The following is a 5,713-nucleotide window of genomic DNA, read 5'->3' on the forward strand; positions in this document are numbered from 1 at the left end:
CTGATCGCCGAGGGCGAGCGCCATGTGGCGGCCACCCTTGCGGACCCCCACAGCGCCACGTTCCGCGATGTCGTGGTGCATTCCATGGATGGCGCATCCGTGGTGTGTGGCGAGATGGCGGACCACAACCCGCCGACGGATGGCGTCTACAAGAAATTCGGGTACGTGCAGGGGCAGGATGACCCGGTTGTGTTCAGCGGGCGCGGCGTGCCGCAGAAGATCGAGTTCAACGAGGTCAATGACTGGCTCAATGACAGCATAAAGCTCGAGGATCTGGAGGAAATGGGCTGCGTACCCAAAGGTACGTATCATCATTACAACGAGGAGCTGAATCAGGTCATGTCCCACCGCCGCCAGTTTGGTGTGGACTGAAGGGTAACGGGGCGGGGCAGGGCCGCATCTTTTTTTATGAAGAAAAAGAGATGCGGGATTTCCGTAATTCTTGATATGCCGGGCTGTCTTGCCACAGACTTTCAAGTAATCAGGAGTTTCTGGTTCTTTTTCATATAAAAAGAACGGAAGCCGGACCGGCCTGAAGCACGGGCAGTGCTGCCGGGCAACTTGCATCCGGGGCGTGCGTTACGTAACGATGTGCAGCCGGAGGCCAATCTGTAGCGCGGGTCGGTACAGTGTTGGCGCATGACATGAATAATGTCGCGCCGCCACCTTCATGCAAAACAGGGAAAGGGAAAAAATGACGGAAATGAATCAGGCCATGCTGGGTCAGGATGTGATCGCAGCAGGCACGGGCCGCATGGGTACCCTTACCGCCGTCAACGCCGATGCGACAATCCAGGTGACCGTGGATGGCCCGGCGGAAAGTGCGTTCACCATTCCCGTGTCATGGGTGCAGTCCACCGCCAACGACAAGATTACGCTGAACCATACCGTGGAGGACGTGCAGTCCTACACCCCGCCAGCGTAAACACATGCGCCATGCAGGTGACGGGCTGGTTCCGTGCGCCTGCTGGCAGGACCGACCCGGAAGACAACGGGAATGCAAGCCTTCGTGCCTCTGTCCCTGGGAAAAGCGGGTCTCCTGCCAGATCATAAAGAAGTTTCCGGTGAAGCTTCTTTCAGAAAGCTTCGGGAGGCGCCGCCTTTCTGAAAAAAAGGCGGCACCCGGAAGCTTTTATTATCTTCTATCGAAAATTTATTTCCAGATAGCTTTATGACCCTGCATCAGCTTGGCTGGATGCGGTCAGTCATTATTCAGGGTGCGGTCAATTGACCGGCCGGCCTTTTCCGCCGGGCCCTTGGGCGGGTCGATCTTGTCCTGCACCTTGTCACCAAAATGATCTATTTTTTCGCCCACGGTTTCATCGTGCCGCTTGCACCCGCCCAGCCCCTGACTGGCCAGAACCAGAGCCAGCACCAGAAGGGTGAGGGCGCGCGGACCACGCCGGGCGGGAGCGCCTGCCGCCATTTTGTGCGACGCCGCCGGTAACGCCGCATCATGCCCGATCCGGTCGTGATGCAGGAATACACGGATGTGGATGTTTTTATACAGGCTGTCGGGCAGGGGCGCGTGGCGTGGCGTGTGCATGTCCATATCCGGGGGATCCTGATGCGCTGTGGTGCCCTGATAAAGCGGGCGGCGGCAGGGACGGTTCCCATGGCACGCAAATGTGAGCATCCCTGAAAAACCGTCCGAAAAATTCGCCCTTGGGACATTGTGCAAATTCCAGGGAAGTTTTTGGTGAAGCTTTTTCCAAAAAGCTTCAGGGAACCTCGCCCTTTTGAAAAAAGGCTGCGCCCGGAACATTTTACTGTTTTTATCAGCAGTTCATTTTCCAAATGGCGCCCTAGCTGAACATGGCGCGGCATTCCGGGCACAGGCGCAGGAAGCGGCCATCGGCCACAAAGGCGGTATCGCAGTTCAGGCAGGTGCGGCGGACCTGATCGGGCCGGTCCATCGGTATGGCATGGCGGATCCGGTGGCGGCGCAGATAGGCTTCCAGTGTCTTGATGTTCAGGCCCAGCCTGCGCGCCGTTTCACGGGTGGAGCAGCCCTGTACGCGCAGTTGGGTGAGGGTGGGGTCAGGGCGGCCCAGTCAACGCGGGGCGGGCGCGTGCGGGGCGATGTCGGCTGTGTGGAGGTGTGTGCATTTTTCATACTTAATCTGTGCTAAAAAAACACACATACAGCAAGAAAATAGTTGCGGTTCGCGGCGGTCATCGAAGCCTGCATCCTGCTTGTGTATCTTTTTCATACACATGGAGATGCGGTTCATGCACGATCCCAACCTGCCCGATAACTGCACACAGGCGTCCATTGATGCCCGATTCGAACCGGAGGAATCTGCCTGGACCGCGCGCTACGTGGCCCAGCTTGCGCATCGGCGCGACCGGCTGGCGGCCATGCGGACCGAACTGGCCGCCGCCCGGTTCGACGGGTCGTATGACAACACGGATATCGTGGGATATATTGATGATGAGATCGAAACGGTCAGCGCGGCCATGGCCCATCCCTGCGCGTGTTAGGCCATGATGCGGCCATGGGGAAGGCCAGCCGTTTTTTCCGTTTGAAAAGGCGCGCGGGAACCGGCACAAGCGAAGATCGTACCCCTTGATTTACATGGATATGGAATGACCGGTCCTTCCCGCCTGCCCCCGCTCGATCATGAACATTTCCTGCGCCGCGCCTTCGCTGTGGCCGAGCAGGCGCGCAAAGGGGGCGACCACCCCTTTGGCTGCATTCTGGTCGATGGGGAAGGCGCCATCGTGCTGGAACAGGGCAATGGCTACACGGCGGAAGGCGGTGACATGACAGCGCATGCGGAGCGCCTGCTGGCCACGCGCGCCTCCAGAAAATTTCCGCCCGCCGAACTGGCGTCATACACGATGTACACCTCGGCCGAGCCATGTGCGATGTGTGCGGGCGCGGTGTACTGGAGCGGGATCGGTCGCGTCGTGTTCGGGCAGAGTGAACATGACCTGAAGGAAATGACCGGCAATCACCCGGAAAACCCGACCCTGGACCTGCCCTGTCGTACGGTGTTCGCCGCGGGCCAGCGCCCGGTGGAAGTCATCGGCCCCATGCTGGAGGACGAGGCGGCGGAACTCCAGCGCACGTTCTGGCGCGCTCAGAAAGACCTGTAAGAAAATATTTTAAAAACAACCGATTAATAAATAATGGCCAAAGTTTCCGGGTGTCGCCTTTTTTCAAAAAGGCGACATTCCGCCGCATCGGCCTTGCAAGGTTCCGGCCCCTAGAATCCGGTTACGGTCTGCTGCCCACTGGCCATGGAATAGGAGCAGGCCCGATCCCCATCCGTCACGACCAGCCAGATGATGTTGCGCAGCCCCGTGTAAAACTGCCCGGCATCGCGCAGGGACGTATAGCCATGGTGGCGGAACCATGAGGCGATGATGGTGGTGGGCTGGTTGCCAAACGATTTCCGGACCGTATCCAGCAGCTTTCCGCACTGGTCGCGGGTGAAGCTGTCATGGTTTTCGTACCAGATGCCCACGAGGATGCTGTTGCGGCGCGGGTCGAAATCGGCCACGGGCGCCATGTCGCTGTCATAACTGTCGGGCAGGCTGTCGATTTCATGCTGCATGGCGCGCTCGGCACGGATCAGGCCGAGATCCATCATGGTCAGCTTGTCGGCAAACAATGTGCTGATCACCTGGGCCGCCGGTGTCTGGGCGGTCGCCGTGCCACAATAGCTGGCGGCAAGGGCAAGAATCAGGAGCAGGTAACGCAAGGTATCCCCCATGGCAGGACTGGTTCCGTTCATCCTTGTCATGGATGAGGCATGCCGGTGCACATGAATGGCCACAAATTGCATGTCATGACATGAAATAAATAAAAATAACCGCCCGATCCATGCGGGTTCCCTTGAAAGTTATGCATATAAATCCTATCTGCCATGAATGATGTGATTGCCTTGGCGGAAAGGGAGCGTGCGGGACATGACACGGATGAGGCTTGCCCTGCGGGGGTGGTTGCAGGTGCTGCGGGGGCAGATCATACGTGAGACGGGTTACGCCATTAGTAGCGACAGGCTTCAGCGGCGCGGCGTGCTGATTGAAAAGCGCGGCCACGGGCTGCTGTACCGCGCGCACCGCATGGGCATGGCGGCCAGTACGGCCAGGCGTGACCCGTATTCCCTTCCACCGCAGCACTGAGAGTAAAGCGTAAGGAAGTTTCTGGTGAAGCTTTTTCCAGAAAGCTTCAGGGAACGCCGCCTTTTTGAAAAAAGGCGGCACCCAAAAACTTTTATTCTTTAATTTATCAATCGGTTGTTCTTCAGAAAGCTTCTGAAATTACGGGCGCCCCGCAGGGCGGAGGAAATTTCCAGCCGCCTGCGCGAGTCGTCGCATTTCCTCACATTATCCCTGTTCATGCACGCGCCTGTCCACAGGGTTGCCCGGACATTCGTCCCCCGAATCTGTGGATAAGCGGGGGGTGTTAGCGGTGCCCCACCAGATGCTGGATGTCGTCGCCCACATGGTGCAGCGCATCGCGGATGGACATATGGCGGCGGTTGCCTGCCGCCGAGACCACGGTAACCGTGGTGGTCATGCCCGCGGCCAGCACCAGATCGGGGGGCACCCTGTCGATATGGACGCGCACCGGAATGCGCTGCGCCAGCCGCACCCATGTATAGACCGGGTCCACCGCGGGCAGCCCCTGGGTTGACGTGGCGGCGTTATTGCTGGCGATGCCCCGGGTAATGCTTTCCACATGGCCGAACAGCGGTTCATGGAACCCCATGAGATCCAGCCGCACGGGATCACCGACTTTGATGGCGTGGATTTTCGTTTCCTCGAAATATCCGTCCACCCAGTAGGAATCCGTATCGATGATCTGGATATTGACCTGCCCCGCATTGGCGTAATCGCCCGAACGCATGGTCAGGTTGGTGACATAGCCGTTGATCGAACTGCGCACCTCGGTCCGTTCAAGGTTGATGCGCGCCTGCCGCAGGTCGGCCAGTGCCGCAGCGTACTGCGCTTCCGCCTGCTCGGCCACGGCCTCGAACTGCTGTTTTTCCTCGCCCGATACCGCAACGCCCGCAATCTGCTGGCGGCGTTCGTACTGTGATGTCTTGAACTCCAGATCCGCCCGGCGTTCATTCACGGCGGCGGTGGCGATGTCCACCTTTACCCGGAAATCGAACGGATCAATCACGTACAGGATGTCGCCCTTATGGACGAACTGGTTATCCTGCACGTTCACGGCGTTGATCTGCCCGGAAACGCGCGGCGCGATATTGGCCACCTGCGCGCGGACCTGCCCGTTCCGCGTCCAGGGGGAGGCGGTGTAGTAATCCCACAGCACGACAGCCACGATCATCGCGACAAGCAGGATGACCAGGGTGATGGCCACACGGACCAGACGGTTTGCATAAGCGAACAAGTCAGTATTCTTTCACAGGATCAGTGTGTACAGACCAACAAGGCAGATCAGCAGCCCGAACTGCGCCAGCGGCGGGTTCCAGATGAACCGCCACAGCCCGAGCCAGGACAGCACGGCCCGCAGCACAAGCAGCGTGCACAGCGCCAGCCCCAGATTCATGACAAAGGCGGACACCAGCACGCCCTCCACATCGACAACCTGCCGCATCAGCCCGCTTTCCGTCCGTGGATGAGACCGTAATGCCGCATGTGCGGCCGGGCCGCATGCCATGCGCGCTGCACCGCGTTCAGCCCCGCCAGCAGGTTCAGGGCCGCGTACTGCGTCTGCGCGGGCAGGTGCCGCGTG

The 5,713-nt window shown here is 59.3% G+C and carries 9 protein-coding genes; 5 read left to right on the forward strand and 4 right to left on the reverse strand.

Going from position 1 to position 5,713, the window contains the following annotated elements:
* Both JCM25156_RS08620 and JCM25156_RS08625 read left to right on the forward strand, forming a co-directional pair.
* The coding region (locus JCM25156_RS08620; RefSeq protein ID WP_025812781.1) for a hypothetical protein at positions 1-372 on the forward strand (372 nt) is incomplete at its 5' end.
* Between the two features lie 322 nt (positions 373-694).
* Positions 695-925 carry a DUF2171 domain-containing protein gene (locus tag JCM25156_RS08625; protein ID WP_025812782.1) on the forward strand — a complete coding sequence of 77 codons (231 nt, stop codon included), beginning with the start codon at positions 695-697 and terminating at the stop codon, positions 923-925.
* A gap of 276 nt (positions 926-1,201) precedes the next feature.
* Here the strand turns inward: JCM25156_RS08625 and JCM25156_RS08630 are convergent, their stop codons facing one another.
* Complete coding sequence (locus JCM25156_RS08630) at positions 1,202-1,552, reverse strand: hypothetical protein (RefSeq protein WP_025812783.1); 351 nt, start codon at positions 1,550-1,552, stop codon at positions 1,202-1,204.
* Between the two features lie 680 nt (positions 1,553-2,232).
* On the opposite strand from JCM25156_RS08630, the gene JCM25156_RS08645 reads away from it, so the two are divergent.
* Together JCM25156_RS08645 and JCM25156_RS08650 are read left to right on the forward strand one after the other, a co-directional pair.
* On the forward strand, positions 2,233-2,484 hold the full coding sequence (locus tag JCM25156_RS08645; RefSeq protein WP_025812785.1) for a hypothetical protein: 252 nt from the start codon (positions 2,233-2,235) through the stop codon (positions 2,482-2,484).
* Positions 2,485-2,589: 105 nt separating this feature from the next.
* Positions 2,590-3,102: a nucleoside deaminase gene (locus JCM25156_RS08650; RefSeq protein WP_025812786.1), complete on the forward strand. Its 513-nt coding sequence runs from the start codon at positions 2,590-2,592 to the stop codon at positions 3,100-3,102.
* Between the two features lie 110 nt (positions 3,103-3,212).
* On the opposite strand, the gene JCM25156_RS08655 is transcribed toward JCM25156_RS08650, so the two are convergent.
* A complete protein-coding gene (locus JCM25156_RS08655; protein ID WP_025812787.1) occupies positions 3,213-3,722 on the reverse strand; it encodes a hypothetical protein in 510 nt (169 codons plus the stop codon).
* A gap of 196 nt (positions 3,723-3,918) precedes the next feature.
* Between JCM25156_RS08655 and JCM25156_RS08660 the strand changes: the two genes are divergently transcribed.
* Positions 3,919-4,134: a hypothetical protein gene (locus JCM25156_RS08660; RefSeq protein ID WP_025812788.1), complete on the forward strand. Its 216-nt coding sequence runs from the start codon at positions 3,919-3,921 to the stop codon at positions 4,132-4,134.
* Between the two features lie 283 nt (positions 4,135-4,417).
* On the opposite strand, the gene JCM25156_RS08665 is transcribed toward JCM25156_RS08660, so the two are convergent.
* Together JCM25156_RS08665 and JCM25156_RS08670 are read right to left on the reverse strand one after the other, a co-directional pair.
* Positions 4,418-5,368 (reverse strand): efflux RND transporter periplasmic adaptor subunit, encoded by a 951-nt coding sequence (locus tag JCM25156_RS08665; RefSeq protein ID WP_025812789.1) that lies wholly within the window; start codon positions 5,366-5,368, stop codon positions 4,418-4,420.
* Positions 5,369-5,380: 12 nt separating this feature from the next.
* Positions 5,381-5,575 carry a DUF1656 domain-containing protein gene (locus JCM25156_RS08670; RefSeq protein ID WP_025812790.1) on the reverse strand — a complete coding sequence of 65 codons (195 nt, stop codon included), beginning with the start codon at positions 5,573-5,575 and terminating at the stop codon, positions 5,381-5,383.
* Positions 5,576-5,713: the final 138 nt, after the last annotated feature.

Source organism: Komagataeibacter kakiaceti JCM 25156 (assembly GCF_000613305.1).

What these genes read in the sequence shown, in the direction of transcription:
- JCM25156_RS08625 (WP_025812782.1), top strand. Translation starts at nt 695, where the DNA reads ATGACGGAAATGAATCAGGCCATGCTGGGTCAGGATGTGATCGCAGCA.
- JCM25156_RS08630 (WP_025812783.1), bottom strand. Translation starts at nt 1,552, where the DNA reads ATGGACATGCACACGCCACGCCACGCGCCCCTGCCCGACAGCCTGTAT.
- JCM25156_RS08645 (WP_025812785.1), top strand. Translation starts at nt 2,233, where the DNA reads ATGCACGATCCCAACCTGCCCGATAACTGCACACAGGCGTCCATTGAT.
- JCM25156_RS08650 (WP_025812786.1), top strand. Translation starts at nt 2,590, where the DNA reads ATGACCGGTCCTTCCCGCCTGCCCCCGCTCGATCATGAACATTTCCTG.
- JCM25156_RS08655 (WP_025812787.1), bottom strand. Translation starts at nt 3,722, where the DNA reads ATGGGGGATACCTTGCGTTACCTGCTCCTGATTCTTGCCCTTGCCGCC.
- JCM25156_RS08660 (WP_025812788.1), top strand. Translation starts at nt 3,919, where the DNA reads ATGACACGGATGAGGCTTGCCCTGCGGGGGTGGTTGCAGGTGCTGCGG.
- JCM25156_RS08670 (WP_025812790.1), bottom strand. Translation starts at nt 5,575, where the DNA reads ATGCGGCAGGTTGTCGATGTGGAGGGCGTGCTGGTGTCCGCCTTTGTC.